This is a genomic window from Streptomyces parvus (assembly GCF_014648875.1).
Taxonomy (GTDB): domain Bacteria; phylum Actinomycetota; class Actinomycetes; order Streptomycetales; family Streptomycetaceae; genus Streptomyces; species Streptomyces parvus.
This window is the reverse complement of record NZ_BMRY01000013.1, coordinates 29,897-52,277: the sequence shown is the minus strand read 5'-3', so window position 1 is coordinate 52,277 and position 22,381 is coordinate 29,897. Positions and strand designations below refer to the sequence as shown.

At 73.4% G+C, this 22,381-nt stretch carries 4 protein-coding genes and 1 pseudogene; 2 read left to right on the top strand and 3 right to left on the bottom strand.

From position 1 onward, the window contains the following. Positions 1-262: 262 nt before the first annotated feature. Positions 263-1,156, top strand: coding sequence for a bile acid:sodium symporter family protein (locus tag IE140_RS30730; protein ID WP_093443674.1), 894 nt, complete (start codon positions 263-265; stop codon positions 1,154-1,156). A 47-nt stretch (positions 1,157-1,203) separates the two neighbouring features. Here the strand turns inward: IE140_RS30730 and IE140_RS30725 are convergent, their stop codons facing one another. After that, entirely contained in the window at positions 1,204-2,178 is a 975-nt protein-coding gene (locus IE140_RS30725) for an alpha/beta hydrolase (protein ID WP_032769053.1), read from the bottom strand. A 339-nt stretch (positions 2,179-2,517) separates the two neighbouring features. Here IE140_RS30725 and IE140_RS30720 point away from each other — a divergent pair. After that, positions 2,518-3,081: pseudogene (locus tag IE140_RS30720) on the top strand (TetR/AcrR family transcriptional regulator). Here IE140_RS30720 and IE140_RS30715 read toward each other — a convergent pair. Together IE140_RS30715 and IE140_RS30710 are read right to left on the bottom strand one after the other, a co-directional pair. Further along, complete coding sequence (locus IE140_RS30715) at positions 3,066-3,485, bottom strand: FKBP-type peptidyl-prolyl cis-trans isomerase (RefSeq protein ID WP_093443676.1); 420 nt, start codon at positions 3,483-3,485, stop codon at positions 3,066-3,068. The pseudogene IE140_RS30720 and the gene IE140_RS30715 sit on opposite strands and share 16 nt — an antisense overlap. Positions 3,486-3,561: 76 nt before the next feature. Next, positions 3,562-22,350 (bottom strand): DUF8616 domain-containing protein, encoded by an 18,789-nt coding sequence (locus IE140_RS30710; RefSeq protein WP_229826965.1) that lies wholly within the window; start codon positions 22,348-22,350, stop codon positions 3,562-3,564. Positions 22,351-22,381: the final 31 nt, after the last annotated feature.

The following is a 22,381-nucleotide window of genomic DNA, read 5'->3' as shown; positions in this document are numbered from 1 at the left end:
TACCGCACGTCGGAGGCTCGGCCCCCCGGTCCATGCAACCGTGCCCGCCGGGCCCGCTGTTCCCGGGCTCGACCACTACTTCGGCTTCGCCTCCTCCCATCGGCTTCGCCTCCTTCGGCTTCGCCGCCGACGATGGCACGCCGCCCGGCCCGACCGGCGGCCGGAATCCGTCCGCAGGAGTGTTGATGGCGTACACATCGCGACGTTACGTTCATGCGGCAGCCCCGCCGTCCCTTCCCTCGCTCAGGAGACGAAGCCGCACATGGACTCTCCCATCGCCACCGTCATGCTGCCGCTCGCCCTCGCCGTCATCATGCTGGGGCTGGGACTGTCCCTGACCGCGGACGACTTCCGCCGGGTACGCCGGCATCCGCGTGCGGTCGTCGTGGCGCTGACCTGTCAGGCGCTGCTGCTGCCCGCGGCGTGTCTGGGCCTGGTCATCGCCTTCGGCCTCTCCCCCGAACTCGCCGTCGGCATGATGCTGCTGGCCGCTTCTCCGGGCGGGACGACGGCCAACCTCTTCAGCCATCTGTTCGGCGGTGACGTTGCGTTGAACGTGACGCTCACGGCGATCAACGCGGTCGTGGCCATCGCGACCCTGCCGGTCATCACCAACTTCGCGCTGCTCCACTTCGAGCCGGGGATCGGTCAGGACGGCCTCGGGCTGCAGTTCGACAAGGTGCTCCAGGTCTTCGCCCTGGTGCTCGTACCGGTGGTGATCGGCCTGGCCGTGCGCCGGCGCTCGGAGGCGTTCGCGCTCCGTATGGACCGCCCGGTGCGTCTCCTGTCGGTCGTCGTCCTCGTCGCGGTGATCGTCGGCGCCGTACTGGCCGAGCGGAGCAACATCGCCGGCTATCTCGCGGACGCCGGACCCGTGGCGCTGCTCTTCTGTGTGCTGAGCCTGGCCACGGGGTACTTCGTGCCCCGTATGGCACGCGTCGGCAAACGGCAGGCGATCGCCTGCTCGATGGAGATCGGCGTGCACAACAGCACGGTCGCCATGACGCTGGCGATCAGCGTGCTCGGCAGCGTCAGCCTGGCCGTGCCTGCGGCCGTGTACGGCGTACTCGCCTACCCGGTCGCGGCGCTCGCCGGGCTGTTGATGACCCGTGTCGGCACCCGGCTCCCCGCGGAGGAATCCGTGCGGGCGGCCTGACCCCGCAGCGACGGCGAGTGGTGGCCCGGTCCCGACGACAGGATGTCTCAGCCGTCGTGCAGGGCCTTCTTGAGGGCGTCGACGGCGAGGGTGCGGGCGACGTTCGCGGCGCGGGTGTCACGCAGGCTGTCCAGCAGGAGGAAGTCGTGGACCATGCCCGCCACGCGGACGGAGGTCACGTCCACCCCGGCCTCGCGCAGCCGGTTGGCGTACTTCTCGCCCTCGTCGCGCAGGACGTCGGCCTCGTCGGTGATGACCAGCGTGGTGGGCAGGCCCCGGAGCTGGTCCAGGGAGGCGTGGAGGGGTGCGGCGTACACCTCGGTGCGGTGGGCGGGGTTGCCGATGTAGGCGTCCCAGAACCACTTCATGGCGTCGCGGGTGAGGTAGTAGCCCTCGTCGAACTGGAGGTAGGAGGGGGTGTTGAAGTCGGCGTCGGTGACCGGGTACAGCAGGACCTGGGCCTTGAGGTCGATGCCTCCGCGCTCCTTGTTCATCAGCGCGAACACCGCCGACATGCAGCCGCCCACGGACTCGCCGGTGACCGCGATCCGCGAGGTGTCCAGTCCGTGCTCCGCCCCGTGCTCCAGGACCCACTGGCCCACGGCGTAGTTCTGCTCGACCTGGGTGGGGTATTTCGCCTCGGGCGCCCGGTCGTAGACGGGGAAGACCCCGGCCGCGCCGGCCCCCACGGCGAGTTCGCGGAAGAGGCGGTCGTGGGTCTTGTCGTCGCCGAAGACCCAGCCGGCGCCGTGGATGTAGAAGACCACCGGCAGCGGTCCGGTGGCCCCCTTGGGCCGGATGATCCGGGTGCGGACCGTGCCCCACTGGCCCGCGTCCACGTCGACCCACTCCTCGTCGACGTCCGGGCGGGGCACGCTCGCGTCGCTCTGCAGGCCGAGCAGGATGTCGCGGCCCTTCTCCGGGGGGACCTCGTAGATCCGCGGATGCGGATCCGTGGCCTCGCACAGCTCTTTCGCCGCGGGTTCCAGGTAGGGGGTGATCGGAGGAGGCAGATCGGTCATGTCGACTCCCTGTCGCGGGCACACCGTGCGCCCGGTCGGCGGCACATCCGTACGGCCGCCTGGTCACGGCACACGGATGCGCCCTGTACACGCGGCTCCGTCGGCCGCGTCGGCGCTGAAGCACCGGCCGTCGGGGCTGTGCACACCCCTGACGGCAATGAGCGATTCCATCCTTCGCGCCCGGTTCGTCCCCCGCAACCGGCGCGGGAGCCCGTCGGGCGAGGTCGAGCGAGCCCTCCAGGCCATTCCGGAGACCGATGACGGCCGGGCGACCTGCCGCCGCCGCGACGAACAGTGGGTTCTGCCGCCGCCCGAGGCGACGAGGAGCACGCCGCCTGCATGCGTGCCGCTCGCGAGCCTGGAGGAGGACGGCAGCGCCGGGCTCTCGCTGCGCGAGGTCGCCCGGCGGGCCGGGGTGTCGGCGACGGCCCCCTACCGCCACTACGCCGGCCGCGAGGCGCTGGTCTCCGCGGTGGCCGCCGAGGGGTACCGCGAGCTCGTCACCCACCTGGCGCAAGCCCACCCCGCACCCTCGACACCCGGTGAACTCGCCGCGGTCGCCGTCGCCTGCGTACGGTTCGCGCTGGAGCACCCGGCCCTGTTCCGGGCGATGTCCGCGGAGCCCTGCGACCCCACCAGCGACGAGCGAGTCGCCGCGACCGCGGCCATCTCGGAGTACGTCCGCACCGTCGTCGGCGCGACCTTCCCCGGTGTGGACGCGGACGCCCTGTCGACCACGGTGTGGGCCCTCGTCCACGGCCTCGCGTTCCTGCACCTCGACGGCAAGCTCGACTCTCCACCCCGGAGATCGTCACCGCCCGGGTCACCTCCGCCGTCCACGCGCTGTTCAACGCCGCCCCGGCGATGTCCGGTGAGGCAGCGGCCGCTCAGCCGGCGGTCTGAGCGCGGTCTCCGCCGGCGCCGCCGGGAGCCACCACCGTGAGCAGGTCCACCACGAAGATCAGTGTCGAGCCCGGCGGGATCAGTGCGGAGGGTGACTGCTTGCCGTAGCCGAGGCGCGGGGGAACGATGATCTCGCGCCGGCCGCCGGCCTTCATTCCCCTGACCCCGCGGTCCCAGCCCTTGATGACCCGGCCGCCGCCCACGGCGAACTTGAACGGCCGGCCCTCCTCCCAGGACGAGTCGAACTCCCGCCCGGACGCGAACGTCACCCCGACGTAGTGCAGCCGGACGACCCGGCCCGGCAGCGCCTCCGGCCCGTCCCCCACGACAAGGTCCCGGATCGTCAGCTCGGCGGGCGCGTCCCCCTCCGGAACCTCGACCACCGGCTTCGTCGGTTCGCTCATCACGGTCTCCTCGCTCGCCCCCGGAACCCCTCGTACGGGGCCGACCGGGCACATGGACCTTCCATGCGGCAGAAGATCACGTTACGTCGAGCAGGGCCCGGGCGTGCTCGTCGGGGAAGAGGCCGTCCCGGGCGACGCGGTCGCGCAGCTCCTGTTCGGTGAGCGGGTAGACGTTCCAGTACCGGCCCCAGTTGTCCTGGTAGTCGAGCGCCGGATCGTGGCCGGGAACGGAGTCCAGCGCCAACTGGGCCCCGCGCATGACCTCGTGGAACGAGTGGTGGCCCGCCGACAGCGACATGGCGATCATCCCGGCCCGGATCAGCCCGAGGTCCAGGTCGATCCCCCACTGGTCCCGCATCCGGGCGGCGTGCACGAGGAAGCGGTACGTCGACCCCGCGGTGCCGGTCAGGACCAGGCCTCCCGTGTCCTCGGACACCTCCTGGAGGCCGGTGCTCATGGCGAGGTCGTAGACGGAGGACGCGGGCATCCAGGTGAGGCCGAGGTCGTTCACGGCGAAGGGGCGCTCGGCCCGGCTCAGGGGTGGGCGTACGTCGTCGGGGTCCCGCTGGACCGTGTGCAGGCGGGTGGCACGGGCGAGCGCCGCCTGCTTCTCCGTTACGGAGAGGGTGTCATCCAGGTTCAACTGTGCCGCCAGCCGCTCCAGTTCGGCGCGGCCCTCGGCCTGGCGGCGGCTGGGTCGTTCCTGCTCGATCTCCGGGTCGGGGTCCTCCCTGCCCCCCAGCATCTCGGGCACCAGGTCGCTGGAGATGCCCTGGAACAGGAAGGTCACCAACTCCCTCAGATGGCCGGTGCGCAGCACCTGCTGAAGGGCGGGCCTGCTGGTTCCGACCGTGCCGGGCATGCTCGGGTTCTCGCTGCCGAAGGTGGCGAGGGCACCCGGGTACTGCTGCCGTGCCCGGTCCCACGCGGCGCGCGCCATCGTGCGGAACTCCTCCGTCACCGCCTCGTTCTCGGCGAGGTGTTCCGCCAGCCGCCGCTCGAAGGCGACGGACTCCTCGGCGTACCGGATACGGGCCTGGACCCAGGCGGGCACCGGTGCGCCCCGGTCGGGGCTGGGCGTCGCGGACCGGCGGCCCGGGCGGGACGGGTCGCGGTGGGTGGACGGGGTGGTGGACACCGGGGCGGGCTCGGCGGTCGGGCGGGGCCGCGCGAGCGGTTCGGGGCGGGGCGGCTCACCGGCGGGGGCGGGATGCCCGGGCGCGGGGCGGGCGGGGACGGCCGGCGAGGCGTGCCGGTGGTCGTCGATGTCCACGGTCACCGTCCGCCCCCGGTCCGGGTCGGTGGCGCTACGGACCCGCTGCGCGTCCAGGGTGAGCGTGAAGTCGGAGAGCCGGACGTGCGTGCCGGGGACCCCGTCCTGGAAGGTCCTCAGCAGCCGGGCCAGTCGCTCACCCAGTGCCTTGCCGACCGCCTCGGCCCGCTTCCGGCCGCTGGCCCGGGACCGGTTGCCGTGTCCGGTGACGGTGACCGTGGGCAGGGGCAGGCCGTTGGCGTGGTTCCAGAGGCCGGTGCGGGCCAGGGACAGGGCCAGGGCGTCCAGGTTCTCGTCCGCGTCCGCCGACGGGGTGTGCTGCTGCTCGGCGAAGCGTACGGTCCGCCGGTCCGGGCGGAGCGCGTGGCCGTGCAGGGCGACCGTGGTCAGCGGATTGGAGACGGCGGGTGAACGGTCCGACAGCAGGGCCGCGTTGACCGCGTGGGCGGACTCACCGGGGCGCTTGCTGTAGGCCCGGAAGAACCACTGGTCCTTGTCGTCAAGGACCGGTGCCGCGGCCCGTACGGCGTCCCGGGCGCGAGCGCGGGCCCGGTCCACTTCGCGCTGGGCCAGGGCGCGTTCGGGGCGGTCCTCGGTGAAGTACCAGCGGACGTGCTCGGCCTCGTGGACGGCGGCCAGGGCCCGGGCCGCACGGGCGAAGCCTTCGAGGCGGGCGATCTCCGCCGGGGCTGCGCCATCGCGCCGGGCGGTGGCGGCGCGGCCTTCCGACTCCTGCGCCAGTGCGTTCAGTTGGTCCTCGTCGTAGCGGTCGAGGTTCTCGTCGAGGACGGCGTCGAGCTGTTCCACCGGTATCGGTGTACGGGAGTGGGTCTCGTTCTCCAGGGTGATCTGGTGGCTGCCGTCCTCGCTGGCCAGCACCACCTGCGCGAAGTGGTTCGGGGCGTGCGGGCCGACCGGGTCGCCCGGCTTGGCGTGGTTGTGGGTGAAGAGCTGGGCGCCGCCGTCGTTGGTTGTGCTGACCGACTGGATCAGATAGCCCTCGCCGACCTCCGCCCAGGCGTACTCGTTGACCCCGGCACGGGCGGCGGCCCGGGTCAACGGCCCGCGCAGCGCGTTGTCCTGGGTGTGGCGGAGGGCCTGGCCGTACGCCTCGCCCGGGGTGGGGGCGCCCACCACTCCGCCGGTGAAGCGCGGGTCCCGGCCGGCCTGCCGGGCCGCCCAGTCCGGGGTGACGTCGGTGCCGTTACGGGTGCCGTCGGCCACCTCGGTCAGCCCCTGGGCCAGGTGGTGGGTGCCGGTGACCTCCCGGCCGTGCAGTCCGTTGACCGGGGCCGTGGCGACCGTACCGTCGGGGGTGCGGAAGGCGAGGTGGGAGAGCGGTGGGGCATCCGTTCCGGCGACCATCCGGGCGAAGTCGCGGGTGAAGGCGTACTCGGATGCTCCGGAGGCGGTGAGGAACCGGGGCTCCACCCGGAACAGCGGTTCGCCGGGCGTGCCGTCCTCCCGGGCGAGCACCACCCGTACCGAGGGATCGGCTGCCGGCCGCACCCCGGCTCCGGCGGCGGCCAGGCGGGCCGATGAGCTCTCGATGGCCGCCCGGGTGGCGTACACCTGCCGACCGCGTCCGGTGGTGTCGTCCCCGGCCGAGAGCAGCGCGACCGTCCGGTCCTCGGAGATGTGCAGCGGCGGCCGGTCGGCGGCGGGGACGGTTGCGGGAATCTGGTGGGGCAGGACCAGCGCGGGCCCTTCCTCCGTCCCCGCCGCACGGACGTCGCCGACCGTGCGGGGGCCGGGCTCGGTGAACAGCACTCCGGTGCCGCTCTCGTCGACGACCTCGTAGTCGCGGGTGATCAGGGGGCGGGCGCGCAACGCGTCGGTATGACGTTCCCATTGGAGCTGGTCGGCCAGCCGGTCGAACTCCGCGTCGCCGTCGCTGGTGGAGCCGCTGTCGCTGTCGGTGTCGCCGCCCCGGCCGTCGTCGCTGTCGCTGTCGCTGCTGAGGTCGCGGGCGCCGGGCAGGCCGGGCTCCCGCGGCGGCGGGGGCGTGCTCCAGTCCGGCCCGGTCTCCCCGGCCCGGCGGTGCACCACGAGGTGGGCGGCCCCGGTGGTCGGGTGGGTGGCCACTTCGGCCAGCCCCAGCGGGTACCAGACCGGGCGGGCCGTCGTACCGGCGACCAGGTCGGCCACCTGCGCGGCGAACGCCGGGGGAAGGGCGAGGACGATGTCCGCGCCGCCCGGCCGCCGGGAGTCGTACGAGATGATCCGGGCCATCTCCTCGGCGTCGCGGACCACGAAGGTGCGCCACGGCGTGACGATCTCAACGCCGCCGCCCTCCGCCGCCCGGGCCACGAACAGGTACGGGTTCCGCCACGGCGCGCTCTGCCCGGCCACCCGGCCGGAACGCTCGGCGAGGTAGGAGTCCGGGGCCGGCAGACCTCGGTCCGCCCCGGTGAAGTCCCGTCCCGCCGGAGTCCGTTCCGGCGACGTCAGTCCCGCCGGGGTTCGTTCCGCCGACGTCTGTTCCGCCGTACGGAGCAGGGTCTCCTCGGCGAGGGCGTCCCGCCGGGTCTCGATCTGCCGGTCCACGAAGTACACGGCGAGGTCCTCGGCGGTCGCCAGGTCGTCCGACGACGCCTCCAGAGCCAGCGCTCCCAGGTCCAGGACGTCCTGGTTGGTCACCCCGGCCCGGTCGGGCAGGTGCAGGACCTGCCGGATGAGATCGGCCAGTCCAGCGCGGGTCGAACGGCCGCCCGCCACCTCTTCGACAAGCGCGTAGAGGGCCTCAGAGGTCTCCTGGAGCCGGGCGCGCGGGGCCCTGTTCCACTGCGGTCCGAACACTGCCGTCAGCCACTCGGGGTCGGCCCAGATGGGGGTGTCCTCCTCGCCGTCGGAGTCGGAATCCGCTTCGGAGTCGGTGCCGCCGTGGGGCTGGGGCTGGGGCTGCGGTTGGGGGTGGGGCTGGGGCTCCGTGCCGGACAGCGTGCTGAGCTCGTATGCCTCTTCCTCCCCGGGCAGCCCCGGGACGCCGGCGTCCGTGGGCGTCTCCGGCTTCGGTACCGGGGCCGGAGCCGGAGCCGGAGCCGGGGCCGGGGCCGGGGCCGGAGTCCGGAGCAGCAGCGGTACGAAGTCCCCGCCCCGGCGGCGGAGCCGGAGGACCGGCGCGTCGGCGGAGGGGCCCGTGTAGGTGTGGGCGGTGCCGTTCTCCTCGATCAGGGTGACCGTGGCGCCGGTCGCCTTCGCCGCCCACTCGGCCACCGCGCGGTCGGCCTCCGGGCCCCACGGGGCGTTGGCCAGGTGGCGGCGCAGCCGGCCGTCGAGGGCGTCCTGACTCGGCGCGGGAACGCCCTTCTGGTTCATGGGTGGCGGGGGCGAGAACAGTGTGTCGCGCTCCGCCCGTTCGCCGGGAAGCCCGTTCAGACGCATCAGCTGGGCGGGCGACGCCCCGGCGCGGGTCCGGAGCCGGGCCGCCGCCCGCGCGTCGCGGCCGGGCTGCTCGGCGGCGTGGCGCAGGGCCGTGGAGAGTGCGGCGAAGAAGCCGTTGCCCCGGCCCGCCGGAGCGCCCTGGGTGTAGGTGGCGCCGTCGGGCGCGGTGAGGAGGCCGTCCCGGTCCAGCCGGTAGCGCGGGCCGTCGGCGTCGGCGGGCGGCAGCCAGGGCGGGGTGACGTGGCTGCGGTGGGCAGGCGACTCAAGGGTGGTTCCCGTACGGCCCGAGGGCGCAACCGTGGTCGGAGAGGTCGGCAGCGCGGTGGTCATCGGCGGCGTGGTGCCAGGGGTGAGCGCGGCGGAGAAGAAGCCGTCGGCGGCGAAGAGCATCGGGCCGGAGGCCGCGTCGGCCGTCGCCGGGTCGGCGCCGTGCGGCAGGAACGTCTGCTGCCGTCCCTCCCCCGTCACGACGGTCACCGGGGTGCCCAGGACCCGGGCCGCGAGGGCGGGCAGTACGTCGGCGCCGCCGTGGTCGCCCGCCCGGCGCTCGGGCGGGTGCGGGTCTCCGTCGTGCGGGTCCGCCGGCGTGGGCTCGGCCGTGAACGGGCGCGACAGGGCCGCCATGCCCAGCGCCACCCGCTGCTCCGGGCTCGGCCAGACGGTCTGCGGGAGCCGGCCGAAGGCGTCGAACTCGGCCTGCTGGGCATCCGTCAGATCTATTTCTGCGTAGTCCAGTTCGGCCTGGGTGAAGGTGTCCGCCGCATCCATGGCCAGGCCGTCCAGGAGGTCCTGGTTACTCTCGTCGCCCAGCGCCCACGCGAGCCGGTTGCGCGCGGCGTCGACGGCCTCCCTGGTGACCGCCGGATCTCCGGGGGTGGCCGCGAACCGGTCGGCGAGGTCCCCGTCGAGCAGGAAGGGCAGCCTGCCCCGGTCCTGGGCCGTCGCGAGCAGTGCGTGGAAGAACGAGGCCCCGTCGTGCGGCACTTCGTGGACCTGGTGCACCGTGCGCCCGTCGGGCGAGGTGAGGGTGCGCGGCGCGGAGTCGGTGGCGTCGGTGACCGTGTACGGCTCCGGCGCATCGGACCGCCAGTCCGGCGCGGTGTACTCCTGCGGTACGTCCTTCACCGGCACCGAGCCCGAACCCTGGTGGTGGGCGGTGAGGCGGGCGGCGGCGAGGTGGAGGCGGTGGTGGTCCTTCGCGGCGGCGTCCAGGTGCCGTTGCCGACGGTGTACGTCGTCGCGGGCGGCCTGCCAGGCGGTGACGGCCGGGGACGCGGCGAGCTCCGGGGGCGGTGTCGCGGTCCCGGTGTCGTCCCCGAGCGCGGCCTGTTCCTCGGGGCTCAGGTCGAGCCAGGTATCCCGGGTCTTCGCGCGGGCGTCGTAGTAGTTCTTCTCGGCGGTGGCGAGGTCGGCCGCCGCCCTGGCCTGGTCGTCCCAGGCGGTGCGGGCCTCGTCGGGGAACGTGGTGTCGTCCAGGAGGCCGTAGTCGCGGGCGATGTCCTCGCGGAGCCAGACCAGGGCGGTGGTCTCGGCCTCGACGGCCCGGGGACCGCGCTTGGGCTTGCCGAGGGCCTGCACCGGGCGGCTGTCGGTGACCCGGTGGTCCACCTCGGCCACCGAGAGCCAGCTGACGGGGACCGCGAAGAGCATGCTGCGGTCGGTGACGACCTTGACGTGGGTGCCGAGGGTGGTGTCGGTGGCGCTCCTGAGCGCGGTCGCGTCGTTGGTACCGCCGATCGGGACGGTGGCGCCGGGGTTGGTCACGCCCGCGTTGCTGTTGCCCGCCAGCGGTGACGTACTGACCGCGCCCTCGACGTTGTCGGTGATGCCCGCGTCCAGCGCGTCGCCGGTCTTGCGCCGCTGCATGGCCTCCATACGCGGCTTGTTCTCCACGGCCAGCAGCCGGGCGCCGCTGCGGTGCATCTTGGCGTAAAGCCGTGAGTCGGCGGTGTGGGACTGGCCGAGGAGGCGTGCGGAGGACTGGGTGGGCAGCGGTGAGCCTTCGGCCCCGAGCGCTTCGCGGAAGCCCGCGGTCAGACCGACCTGGGAGGTGGCCTCCTGCTGGGCCTGGGCCGGGGCGGTGCCGAGCCCGGTGAGCGGGGTGTGGCGGGCCATCCGTACGCGTTCGGTGAGTGACGTGCCCGTGTGCCGCTCGCCGAGGTCCGCGTCGCCGGGGAATCCGTCGGCGCGGGCGGTGGCGAGGATCAGGGCGTCCTGCACGTTGGCCGAGCCGAGGATGTCCACGGCGAGGATGCCGGAGCCGATCACATCGTCGAAGGGCAGGATGTCCGGGTCGCTCTCGCCGGTCTCCCGGTCCGTTGTCCGCCACTGGGCGATGGACTCCGGCAATGCCTCATCGGCAGTGAGGACGCGGACCGCACGTGAGGGTTCCGGCAGGTCCTGTTCGGTGAGCGCGCCGTCGGTGCCGTCACCGGTCGGGGTGAGCAGGCTCGCCGGGAGGATCTCGTTGAGGCTGCCGACGGGGGCGGTGGCGGTGGGGCCGAGCGGCTTGCCGGACGCGTCGACCAGGGTGGCCGTCAGGGTGTACGTGGTGACGATCTCGGCGTGCGCCTGGGTGGTGGCGATGTTGGGCATCGCGGTACTGCCGGCCGCCTCGGCCACGTTGCTCGACCGCTGCTTGGCCGCAGTGCCCTGGAGCGCCGGGTTGGCGACCAGCACTCCGCTGCCCGCCGCGCGTTCGCTCGCGCTGAGCGTCACATCGGCGCCACGGTCCTGGGACCGGCCCTCGACGTCGTCGCGGGCGGTGGTGCGGTAGTCCTCCAACTCGTAACCGGTACGCAGTCGTTCCACCGTCGTGGTGACCGGTGTCAGGGTCAGTTTCAGCTGCCCGGGGCTGCCGCCGACCGGCAGGTGGTGCGGGCTGGACCAGGTGCGGTAGTGGACCGGGAGAGCCATCCCGTCGGTGGTCAGCTCGTGCACATGGGAGCGGAGGAAGTCCGGCGAGAGGCGCTGGAGCACCTGCTCCCGGTCGTGCGAGGGCACGCCCAGCCTCTTCAGCTGTCCCATCAGCTGCTGAGCCACGCGGCTCGCGTCGAGCTGTCCGCTGGGGTGGGAGGGGAAGTGGCGGCGGCGGAGGAAGGGGGGCAGCTTGTAGCCGCCGCCGAGGTTGGCCGGTGTGCTGGTTCCGAGGCCGTCCGGCGCGAGTCCGGCCTCGATCGCGTCCTGCATCGGCAGGTGGAACATCACCGCGTCGCGTACGCGCTGGAGCGCGGCGGCGGCCCGGCGCGGCGAGAGGCCACGCCCCAGCCGTTCGGAGATCCGCCCGGCGGCGGAGCCGACCCGGCCCCCGGCCCGGGTGCCGACCGCCCCCATCGCGGCCGTCCAGCGGTCGCGTACGGCCACGGTCTCGGCGGCGTCGGCGACGACCAGGTACATCCGGCCGGCGTAGCTGAGGGTGGTGTTGCGGCCCCGGGTGAGAGTCCGGGAGACGCTGCGGCCCTTGCCCCAGGCGTACTGGAGCGCGGTCGAGTACGCCCCCACCAGCGCTTGTCGGTCCGGGACCTGCTGCACCGGTGTCACGGCACCCTGGAGTCCGAGGGTGGTCCGGGAGCCGCTGCCGGAGGTTCCGGCGACGCGGTGCTCGTTGCCGATCGTGGCTTCGAGGCTGCCGGGCTTCGGGTCGCTCTTGACGCGTACGTTCTCCAGCTCGCCCCGCACCGCCCCCTTGAGGTAGTGCGTCGAGAACGGTCCCGCGCCCGTGAGCCCGGTGATGCGGGAGCCGAACGGGCCGAGGTACTGGCCGAGTTGCCCGGCGACGCCGAGGTTGGCCATGGCCCGGCGCAGAGCGGTGCGGATCGGGGTGCCGGGGGCGCTGACGTGCCAGGAGGCGCCGGTGGCGCGGTCGGCGGTGTCCTGGACGAGCTGCTGGCGCTGCTCTCCGCCCTCGGTGCTGAGGACCACGTGCGGGGCGCTGAGCAGCTTGCTGACGAGCCGCCGGTCGGACGAGGACGTACGGGGCAAGGGGCGTGTGCCGTCGAGGAGTTGGTCCGCCTCGGTGGAGGAGAGGGGGCGCGGTGCGGGGGTGGGCGGGGCCGCCGGCACGGGGCCGGTGGCAGGAGGGTCGGCGGGGGCGTGGCGGTCGGAACCGTGGGCGGCGGGGACGGCCAGTTCCACCCGGCCCACGGTCTCGGTCCCCCGGGCGAACAGCGGGCGCTCCCCGACCTTGCTGACGAAGACGCCCGCGCCCAGCAGCCCCATCGACACGAGCCGGGTCCAGCCGCGCGGGCGGCGATGGCCCTCGAAGGTGGCGCCCAACTCCACCTGGTAGCTGTAGAGATCGGCGCCGTTCTGGAAGGTCAGCTGGTCGTGGGCGACGGCGACGGTGTTCTTGGTGGCGCGGGTGCGCGTCTGCGCGTAGCGGGCGCCGAGGGCGACGTTGCCCGCCTGGCGGGGCAGCCCGGTGCCGGGGTCCTTGTCGTGGTCGCGCGGGGAGATGCCCAGTTCGACCCCGGCGGAGAGGGTGGTGGACTCCTGCTGCCCCTGGCCGGAGATCTCGGTGCCGATGACGGCGTTGCGCAGGGAGCGTTCGCTCAGCGTGGTCTCGAACCGCCGGTCGGTGAGTCGGGCACGCAGGATGAGCGTGTGGTGGCCACGGCGGACCTTGCCGTCCTCGGTGAGCGTGACCGGCACCCCGGTGGTCGTGAGGTCGTCGAGGCTCTGTGCGAGGCTGGGCCGGTTCAGCGCCTCGCGCACCTGGCGCTCGTTGTGCAGCGCGGTCCGCATGCGCCCGTCCCCGTACCAGAGCTTGGCCAGATGGGGGTGGCGCAGCATCAGCGGCGGTACGAAAAGCGAGGGGTACGCGCGGTGCAGCGTGTCCAGGACGGTGTCGGTGAAGGCCTTCAGGGGGTCAGGAGGGGTGGGGGCGGAAGCCGGGGCAGGCGTGGTCGTGGTCGCCGGGGCGGACGTGGTCGCCACCGGAGCGGGAGCCGTCGTCGTGGTGGCCGGGGCGGTCGCCGGGTCCGGGGGCCGCTGGTCGGGTACGAAGCCCTCGGCGCGGACCTGGCCGCCCAGGTGCACCGGGTCCTGGCGGGTGAGGTACCAGGGCACCGGCGGCTCGGCGTCCGGGTTCGGGCCGGTCGCTCCGGGCGTACGGCTGTCCCAGCCCGCGAGGCGGCGCGCGTCCTGGGTGGAGTACCAGTCGAGGCTGACCACCCGGACCGGCCGGGCGGCGGAGGCCGGCTGTCCGGCCTTGCGCACCATCAGGGTGCGCTCCACCCGGTAGAGCGCCATGGGGTGGTTGCGGACGCGGCCGGTCACCTTGCGGGCGGCGTCCGAGCCGAGGTAGTGGCCCCGGCCCGCGCTGAGATCGGTGCGGACGAGGGGGCCGCCCTGGAGGCGTACATCGGTCTCGGGCCCGATGAGGGTGTAGTTGGGCCCGGCGGTGACCTGGACGCCGAGGCGGGTGTCGCGGACGTGGGCGCGCTGGTTCTGGTACGTGGTCTGGGTGAGGTCGCGGACCTCCGCCTTGACCGACTCCGTGACCAGGGTGGCCCGGTGCGGGATCGACCGCTCGACGATCAGATGGCCCAGCGGGTGCTGCCCGCTGCCCCGGGTCAGTTCGGGTCCGCTCACCGGTCCGGTGAACCGCCCGAAGAGGCCGAGGAGCCGCCCGGGACGCACGTACGAGATCAGCGTGCGGTGGGCGGAACTTCCGGGGCGCGCACCGGAGATGGCGAGCGCCACGTCCTCCGGCGGGTCCGTGAGGTGGAGGGCGGTCGTGTCGGCGATCCGCGGTTCGGCCCCGTCCGGGAAGGTGAGCGTCTCCGGAGCGCGCTTCGGCCCCTTGAAGGGCACGGTGAGGTCGTCCGGCAGCCGCCAGCTCAGCCCGTCCCGCATGGCGAAGGCGGCGGAGTGCACCTGGCTGCGCTGCCAACGGGGGGCGACGGCAGGCGCGGCGCCCGGCCCGTGGGCCGTCGGCGCGGGGGGCTTCGGCGCCTCGGTGATCCGCTCGACGCGCACCCGGTAGTGGACGTCGTCCAGATGCAGGTGGGACCCCTCCCAGGCCCGGTACTCGCTCTGGTGGTACGCCTGGGTTCCCTGCGTGTAGTCGGTCTTCCGGGTCCAGCCCAGCGAGACACCGATCTTGAGCATCCAGTTGAGCGGCGGGCCCATGCCCAGGGCGGCGGCGACCCGGCGGCCGACGCCGACGCTGCGCCCGCCTCCCGTACCGGCCTGGCCGCGCCGCATGGTGTCCAGCCGTACGGTCGCGCCGCCGACCTCGCCGAAACGCTCCCAGCGGTGGTACGGGACGGCCTCGACGATCATCTCGTGGCCGACCCCGGACTTCTCCCGGCCCACGAAGCGGGCGCCGCGCGGGGCGGTGAACGCGCCGGGCTGGTCCTTCAGCAGCCGCAGCAGCTCCGCCTCGTCGAACTGGGCGCGGAGCTTCTTCGGCAGCTGGTCGAAGACCTCCTTCGCGACCTGCTCGGGCGAGCGCAGGGTGAGGACGCCCGGGCCGTTGAGGAGCCCCGTCCGCGGCGGCCCGGCGGCGGTCCGGGCGCCCGGGCCGGTGGAGCCGTCGTCGGGATCGGCGTCCGGGCTGATGAGGACGGTGGGCAGACGGCTGCCGTCGTCGAAGGTGACCGTGCGTGGGGCGGGGTCCGGCGGCCGGGCGTCCTCGCCGGTCAGCAGCCGTGCCGGGCGGTGCCGCTCCAGCTGGGTCTCCAGCGGTACGGGGTCGCCGCGGTCCGGGCTCTCCTCGGTGGGACTGCTGAGATCCGTGACCCCGCCCATGCTCCGCAGCCACTCCCCGAAGACGTCGGGGACGGCCGGGGTTTCGGTGGCCGGGGCAGGGGCGGGAGCGGTAGTCGGTGCGGGCAGGGCGGTTGCCGGGACCAGGGCGTCGTAGTGGTCGGCGCCGTTGTAGGCCACGTGCAGGGTCCCGCTCCGGCCGCCCGGGTTGAGCGGGGTGACGGAAGTGCCCGTCGGCCCCGACGCGTCGGGGCGGACCAGCCGCAGTTCGATGTCGAGGGTGTGCGCCAGCGCGAGCGGCAGGGCGTCGGCGAAGGGTGAGGACCACAGAGCCGGGAGTTCGGCCGCCGCGAGGATCAGCCCGTCGGTGCCGAGCCGCCGTGCGTCGGCGGGGGTGGGCGCCACATCGGCGAGGTGCGGGTAGCCGCTGTCCTTCAGGATCTGCCGCCAGCGGCGTCCGTCGCCGTTCGTGACGACGGCCTGCTCGATCCGGTCCCAGCGCTGCCCGATCCGCTCCCGCGCCTCCGCGTCCCGCACCCCGGCCAGGGCGGTCATCCGTAGGTCGTCGACGACGGCGAGCACCGGGTCGGGAGTGGCCTCGACATCCGGGGCGAGCAGTTCGGATCCGGTGAGCCGGTCGCGGAGCAGGCCGCGGAGTCCGGCGACGTTCCGGGCGGCCCACGGGGGCGGGACGGCGTGGCTGCGCGCGGTGTCGAGGAGCGACCGGAAGAGGCAGTCCCCGTCGCCCCGGGCGGGCATCCTGCGGAAGGCCCGGCCGTCCGCGTGGACGGTGTCCGTGAAGCCGGGCGTCCCGGTGCCCTTGCCGGAGAGCTGCATGTCCTCGGCGATGCTCTCCGGGCGGGCGGGCGGCGGCGAGGCCGGGCGGGGTTCGGGGTGGACGAGGACGGCGTGGTCGTTACCGGGGCTGAAGCGGAGCAGCGGTTCGCCGGACGCGCCCTCGTGGGAGCTGACGATCTTGTCGAAGACCGACTTGTCGAAGGCCGTCGGCGGATTCCAGAACATGTGCGCGCCGTGCGCCACCGCCATGTCCTTGGCCCGCATCTCGTCGATCAGCGCGTCGTGGGCCACGGGCGAGATCCGGGAACCGTCCGGCGAGGACACGTCGAACAGGTCGTGGTCGCCGGTGATCGGACGGCGGCCGCCCGCGTCGTCGAAACCGAACACGATCCCCTGGTGCACGGTGAACTTGCCGTCGGCCTCGTACTGGGCCATCTTCCCGGCCAGTTCGTGGAATTCCGTGGACCGCTGGTTGAACCGTGAGACCACCCGGTCCCACGCGTCCGCGGGAACCGAGCCCCGATCCGGCAGCACCGGCCGGAAGTAGCCGACCAGTCCGATGGTTCCGGGGTCCGCCCCCAACAGGACGTCGACCTCGTTGACCGTCTTCGCCTTGATGTCCTGCGGCTTCGGCATCGCCCCCGCGTCCAGCCACTTCGGCGCCGACGGATTCGTCGGCCGCACGTCCACGACCACGTTCCGGTCCCGCGCCACATCACGGAACTTGGTGAAGTTCTTCTCCGGAATGCCGTACGAGTGCCGGGCCGTGTAGGAGTCGACCTGTCCGGGCTTGAGCTTCTGCGTCCAGGTGAGGACGGCGTGGTCACTGTTGGGGGTGAAGCGGAGCAGCGGTTCGCCGGAGGGGCCCTGATGGGATCCGACGATCTTGTCGAAGACCGACTTGTCGAACGCGGTCGGCGGATTCCAGAACATGTGCGCGCCGTGCACTACGGCCATGTCCTTGGCCCGCATCTCGTCGATCAGCGCGTCGTGGTCGGGATGCGAGAGCCGTGAGCCGTCGGGGGACGACACGTCGAACACATCGTGGTCACCCGTGATCGGGCGCCGGTCACCGGCTTCGTCGACGCCGAGGACGACGCCGTTCTGGACGACGAAGCGGCCTTCGGCCTCGTACTGGGCCATCTTCCCGGCCAGTTCGCGGAACTCCGTGGACCGCTGGTTGAACCGTGAGACCACCCGGTCCCAGGCACCGTGCGGAACGGAGCCCTGGTCCGGCAGCACCGGTTGGAAGTAGCCGACCAGACCGATCGTGTCCGCATCGGCGCCGAGCAGGACGTCGACCTCGTTGACCGTCTTCGCCTTGATGTCCTGCGGCTTCGGCATCGCCCCCGCGTCCAGCCACTTCGGCGCCGACGGATTCGTCGGCCGCACGTCCACCACGACGTTCCGGTCCCGCGCCAGGTCGCGGAACTTGTCGAAGTTCTTCTCCGGAATGCCGTACGTGTGCCGGGCGGTGTAGGCGTTGACGGTGAGGGCGTTGACCGGAAGCGTCGGCGGAGGCGGGCTTCCTTCGGGCCCCGACGTGTCCTGCGGGCCGGTCGGACCGGTCGGGGCGGTCGGGGCGGTCGCGGCCGTGAGCTCCGGGTGGTGCAGGCGACGGGCCAGTTCGGCGGTGTCGGCGGGGCCGAGGCCCAGTTCGGACAACGGCAGCGGGGCGTTCGACAGGGACCAGGTGATCTGCGCGGAACGTGCGTAGGAGAGGCCGAGCACGTCCGGCTGCGAGACCAGGGTGTCCGGGGGCAGTTCGGGCGGCGGGGGCGGCAGCAGCGCGTCGAGCGTGGTCTCGGGAGTCGCGCCGGCCCGCAGTCCGGCGGCGGCCTCCAGGAACGCGGTGTACTGCTCCGGGGTGGGGCCGGTGGCCGGGTCGACGGTGGTGCCGTTGTCGGCGGTGTGCCAGTCGGTGACCATCCGGTCGAGCAGCTCCGGGGTCATCCGGCCGTCGCCGTACCGGGCAGCGGTGCCCGGGTCACGCCAGCGCAGGCCATCCACGTAGGCGAGGGACGCCAGCAACTCGCTGTTTCCGGGCTGCTGTTCGGCGTCCGGGCCGAGGACTTCGCGCAGGGTGCGGATCTGCTGGAGGGTACGGGCGCGGGCGAAGGCGTCGGCCGGGTCCGGGCCCGTGTGCAGTCCGGCGGCGCGAGCCAGGTCGTCCAGCGCGGTCCCGGCGGGCTCCGGGGTGAACAGCCGCCACCGGCCGGGCCCCTCGGGGCCTTCGCCGAGGACCGCGCGGACGTTGCCGTCCCGGTCCTTCGCGGTGCCCGCCTCGGTGGTCGGCGCGTACACGGGGCGTCCGGTCCGGTTGGCGACGTGCTGGGCGACCGGCAGCCCCGCGATCTTCGGCTGCTGCCCGGTCTCGCAGGAGAACAACACCAGCGGCCGGTCCTGGTCCCCGTCCTGTGCCCAGGACTTGAGGACCTCGCCGAGCTGGACACCGCTGACCTTGACGGTGGGGTGCGCGGCGTTGTCCGTGCCGAGGGTGACCGTACGGGGTGTGCCGTGGCCGACGAAGTAGTCGGCGCCGCGCTCGGTCCCGGAGCCGGGGAGGGCGGTCGGCGGGCCGGTGAAAACGGTGCGGGGTGCGGGCGGCGCCTCGGAGGTCCCGGGCGGCGGGGGGTCGGCCGAGGTGGTGCGCACTCCGCGGAAGTCGTCCTGGCCGAGCAGCGCCTCACGGCCCGCGCTGCGTGCCGTGCCGTCCTCGGCCGGGCTCTGCGAGATGGTCACCGTCCGCACGGCCACGCCGGGTTGCGGAGCGGTCGTGGTCTGCGGCACGAAGCGCCGGAGCTCGCTGAAGGGCACCGTCTTCCGGTCGAGCGTGGTGACGGAGGGCCCGGCGGTGGGGGGCGGCGGCATGCTGGTGTCGCCGCCCGAGCTGCTGGTGGCGATCGGCGTGGCCGGGGCGTCGCCCGTGTCCGTGGCGCCGTCCAGCCGTGACTCCAGGTTCACGTCGGCGGCGGGCTCGCCCTGCGGCGGGCGCGGCCTTCCGGTGTCCAGCGCACCGTTGCGGATCAGGGAGTCGACCATCTGCGGTACGGAGTGGCCGCCCTGGAACAGGCTGTACATGGTGTCCGGCACGACCGGGCGCAGGCCCTGTTCCAGGAGGAGTTTCGGCAGCAGGATCTGCACGTTGGACCGGAGGTTGCCGTCCTGGAACGGGTGGACGACGTGCAGTGCCCGGACGGTGCGGACGATGGAGGCGAGCTTGGCCGTGTCGTCGGCGTCGGGGTCGGACACCCGGGCGTAGTGCTGCTGGAACAGCGTGTCGACGAGGCCGGGGGCGGCGTTCTTGCCGTAATTGGTCGCCAGAGAGGGGTTGTTGTGCATGAACCGGGTCAGGATGGTGACCGGCCGGGGCTTGGGCAGGGGCGTGGACCAGTCGCGGCTGGTCGTGTCGTAGACCAGCAACTGTTCGCCGATGCGCTCGTCGAAGATGTCGTCGGCGAGCGTCTCGCCCCGCAGCGGGAACTGCGTGGCGCCGCCGCCGGACCAGCCGATCGTCCGGCCGAGGTGGCCGGTGGCCAGCCCGTGCATCGTCCGGTACGAGGTCGAGTCCATGGGCGTGGCGACGGTGGCGGGGTCGCCGAGGAACTGCGTGTACGCCGACACCATGCCTTGTTGGAAGCCCGGTGAGCGGTCGTGGTCGTAGTAGGAGCCGGGGTCGTCCGGGAAGGCTTCGAGGGCGGCCTGGTGGTTCTTGGGGTCGATGTAGAAGGTCCACCACCGGTCCTCCGGCAGGAAGTCCCGGAGCGTCTGCGGTGGTTGGTCCTGTGCCGGGTCCGCGGGGCGGACGGTGATCTGCCCGGGCGGGGGGATGGGGATGGGGGTGGTGTCCGCGTCGCCACGGCCCGACTCCAGGTGCAGATCGGTGGCTGTCTCGGTCCAGGGGCGGGCGTCGGCGGCGAGCTTGGAGGCGGCGGGTGGGTCGGTGGGCGTGGTCGTGGGGGCCGAGGAGGTCGGGATGACCGTCGGCTTGAGGTCAGGCGCGGTCTCGGTGGCGGCGTCGGTGTCGGTGCCGGTGCCGGTGCCGGTGAGCGGAGCCTTGACGTCCGGGCCGGGCGTGGAGCTGGTGGTGGTGATCGCCGGCGGCTTGGCCTCTTCACCGGTGGTGGGCGCCGGCTCGCCGGACACCACCTTCACCGAGGACGGGTCGATGTCGAGGTGTTCGGACTCGGTGCGGGAAGGCGCGGCAACGGGGTCGGCCTGACCGGACTCGGTGACGGCGGAGGGCTCCGGCGACTCCTGTGTGCCCGTCGTCTGCTGCGTCTGCTCGCCCGGCGGGGTCTCGGCTGTGCCGGGGCCGTCGGGCGCGAGGGAACGCGGAGGCGAGACCGTCGAGGAGCTGGGAGGGCCGGCCGATGCGGCGGGCGGGACGGTCGATGCGGCGGGCGGCGGAACCGCCGCCATCACGGGCGGCACCCCGAGGGCGTCGGCGAGCGGCAGCAGCACGTTCGCGCCCGGGAACGCCGTGTTCACGCCGCCGTCGGGCGTCCCGGCGAACTCGGGACCGCTGAGCGGACGGACCTCCACCGGCGCACCGGGGCCCTCCCGGGTGAGCTCGACCGCCTCGCGCACCGGCTGCCCCGTCGCGTCGGACCCGGTCGGCGGACCGAGCACCACGGCCCGGTCCACCCCGGCGCCGTCCAGCAGCTCGGCCGCCTCCGGCGATGCGGCGAGCGGCGGGGGGCCTTCGGACACGACGACGGTGAGCGGCGGCGTACCGGTGCCGGGGCCGTCGACGGTGACCGGGGCATCGCCCCGCACATCGCGCGCCTCGGGGTCCGGCGAGTCGCCCCGCACGTCGCGCGCCTCGGGGTCGGCGGAGGTCTCCGTACCCCGCGAGTCCACAGCGCCCGCCTCGCCGGACGTAACCGCCCCGGGCTGCCGCACCGGGTTCTCCGCCCCGCCGGGCGCACCGTCCACCGGCGACACGCCCGGCCCCTCCCCTACGATCGGCGCATCCACCGTCACCGGCGTGCCGAAGCCCTCCAGGGCCCGGCGCACCTCGTCGGTGTCCACCTGGCCGGCCGGGCTGTTCCCGCCGGGCACCACCCGTACCTCGGGCGCCTGCGACAGCCTCTCGTGCACCCCGTCGCGTACGCCGATCTCGGCAGGGCCCGGCGGCTGGGAGCCCCGGAGGGCTGCGAGGTCGCGCAGCGCCTGCTCCCGGACCTCGGCCGGGCCCTGGTGGACCTGCTGCCACAGCACGTTCTCGGCGGCCGTCACCGGCAGGGGCCCCGGCGTGTACGGCGGCGGGTCGGCCGAGAGGTAGGGCGGTGGCGCGTCCTGCGACACGTACGGCGGCGGGGACTGGCTGCCGGTGAAATCGCTCTGACCCGTCGTCTGCTGGACGACCGGCGGCGGCGGCGAGGAGAGGCCGGGCCCGGGGCCGTCGCTGCCGGTGCTGTCCGTGCGGGAGTAGCCTTCAGTGCGGTCCGGGCCGTCCGTCCCCGTGCCATGGCCGCCGGAGACGGTCGGCGGCGGTTGGTTGCGCAACTTGTCGATGGCGTGGCGGAGTTCGGCTCCGCTGTTCAGTGCGGCGCCCATCAGCGAGGACTCGACCCGGCTGCTGATGCCCGCGCCGAAGAAGGTGGTCCAGCTGGAGGACCAGTCGCCCTCGAAGGCCCCCTTGATCAGGATCTCCGCGACGACCTCGCCCGCACCTGCGGCGATGAAGTCCGCCGTCCCCTTCAGGCCGTAGTGTGCGGCCAGCGCGCCCGGCCGGTCGAGGTTGAGGCGCAGGATCTGGCTGTTGCGCCACAGTTCGGGGTTGTTCCTGAAGGAGAGCGGGCCGTCCCGGAAGGTGACGGGGACCGGGCCGGGCGTGGGTGTGGGGCTGGGACCGTTGCCGTACGGGTCCGGGTCGGGGCGGTCCTTCGGAGGGTCGGGAAGGTCAGGGCCCGGCTTGGGGTTGGGATGGGGGGTTGGGCCGTTGGTCTTGATGTCGACGTTCGGCGTGTCCCGCCAGTTGGGGTTCTTGAAGTCGAGATCCGGGCCGCCCTTGAGGAAGTTTCCGTCGAAACTGCGGACGATGTCCTTGGCGAACTTCTCGAAGACGCTGGTGAAGAACCCGGCCGCCGCACCGAACGCGGCGGCCTTGCCGATGTCGCTCCAGTCGATGCCGTCGGGGCGGCGGCCGTCCGGGGCGAAGTTCATCATCGCGAGCCGGACGGCGAAGGTGGTGAACGCCTCGGCGAACGCCTCGGTGAGCGAGGGCGCCAGGTGCAGCCGCTGGAGGAGGTGGCTGAGCGTGGTGAGGATGAAGAAGCGGCTGCGCAGCTTGGCCATCATGATCTGGCTGGCGGAGGCGCCACCGGTGAAGAAGGACATCGCCAGGTAGATGGCGATCTCGATGAGCAGCCGGATGATCTCGGCGATGACCTGCCACTTGGACTCCATGATGTCCATGGAGGTCTTGCGGCGCCCCTCGGCGATCTTGTCGAGCTGGTCGGAGAATTCGCGCAGGTAGTTCTTGCCGTCGTCGTCGATGAGCATGCCCATCGCCTTGGCGTACGACGAGGCGAGGTCGTCCGGCATGGACTCGCCGATGTCGTGGATCGACTTGTCGATCAGGGAGGACAGCCGGTCCAGTTTGCGCCCGAGGCCGGAGTAGGGCCGACGGCTCTCGAAGGCGAGGTCCTCGTCGGCGTCCATGAGCTTCTCCCCGGTGAGGATGAAGATCATGGCGTTGACCTCGGGCGATACCTGGATGCTC

Bases quoted from the DNA above. Each gene is read 5' to 3' on its own strand.
- IE140_RS30730 (WP_093443674.1), top strand. From the start codon at position 263: ATGGACTCTCCCATCGCCACCGTCATGCTGCCGCTCGCCCTCGCCGTC.
- IE140_RS30725 (WP_032769053.1), bottom strand. From the start codon at position 2,178: ATGACCGATCTGCCTCCTCCGATCACCCCCTACCTGGAACCCGCGGCG.
- IE140_RS30715 (WP_093443676.1), bottom strand. From the start codon at position 3,485: ATGAGCGAACCGACGAAGCCGGTGGTCGAGGTTCCGGAGGGGGACGCG.
- IE140_RS30710 (WP_229826965.1), bottom strand. From the start codon at position 22,350: ATGATCTTCATCCTCACCGGGGAGAAGCTCATGGACGCCGACGAGGAC.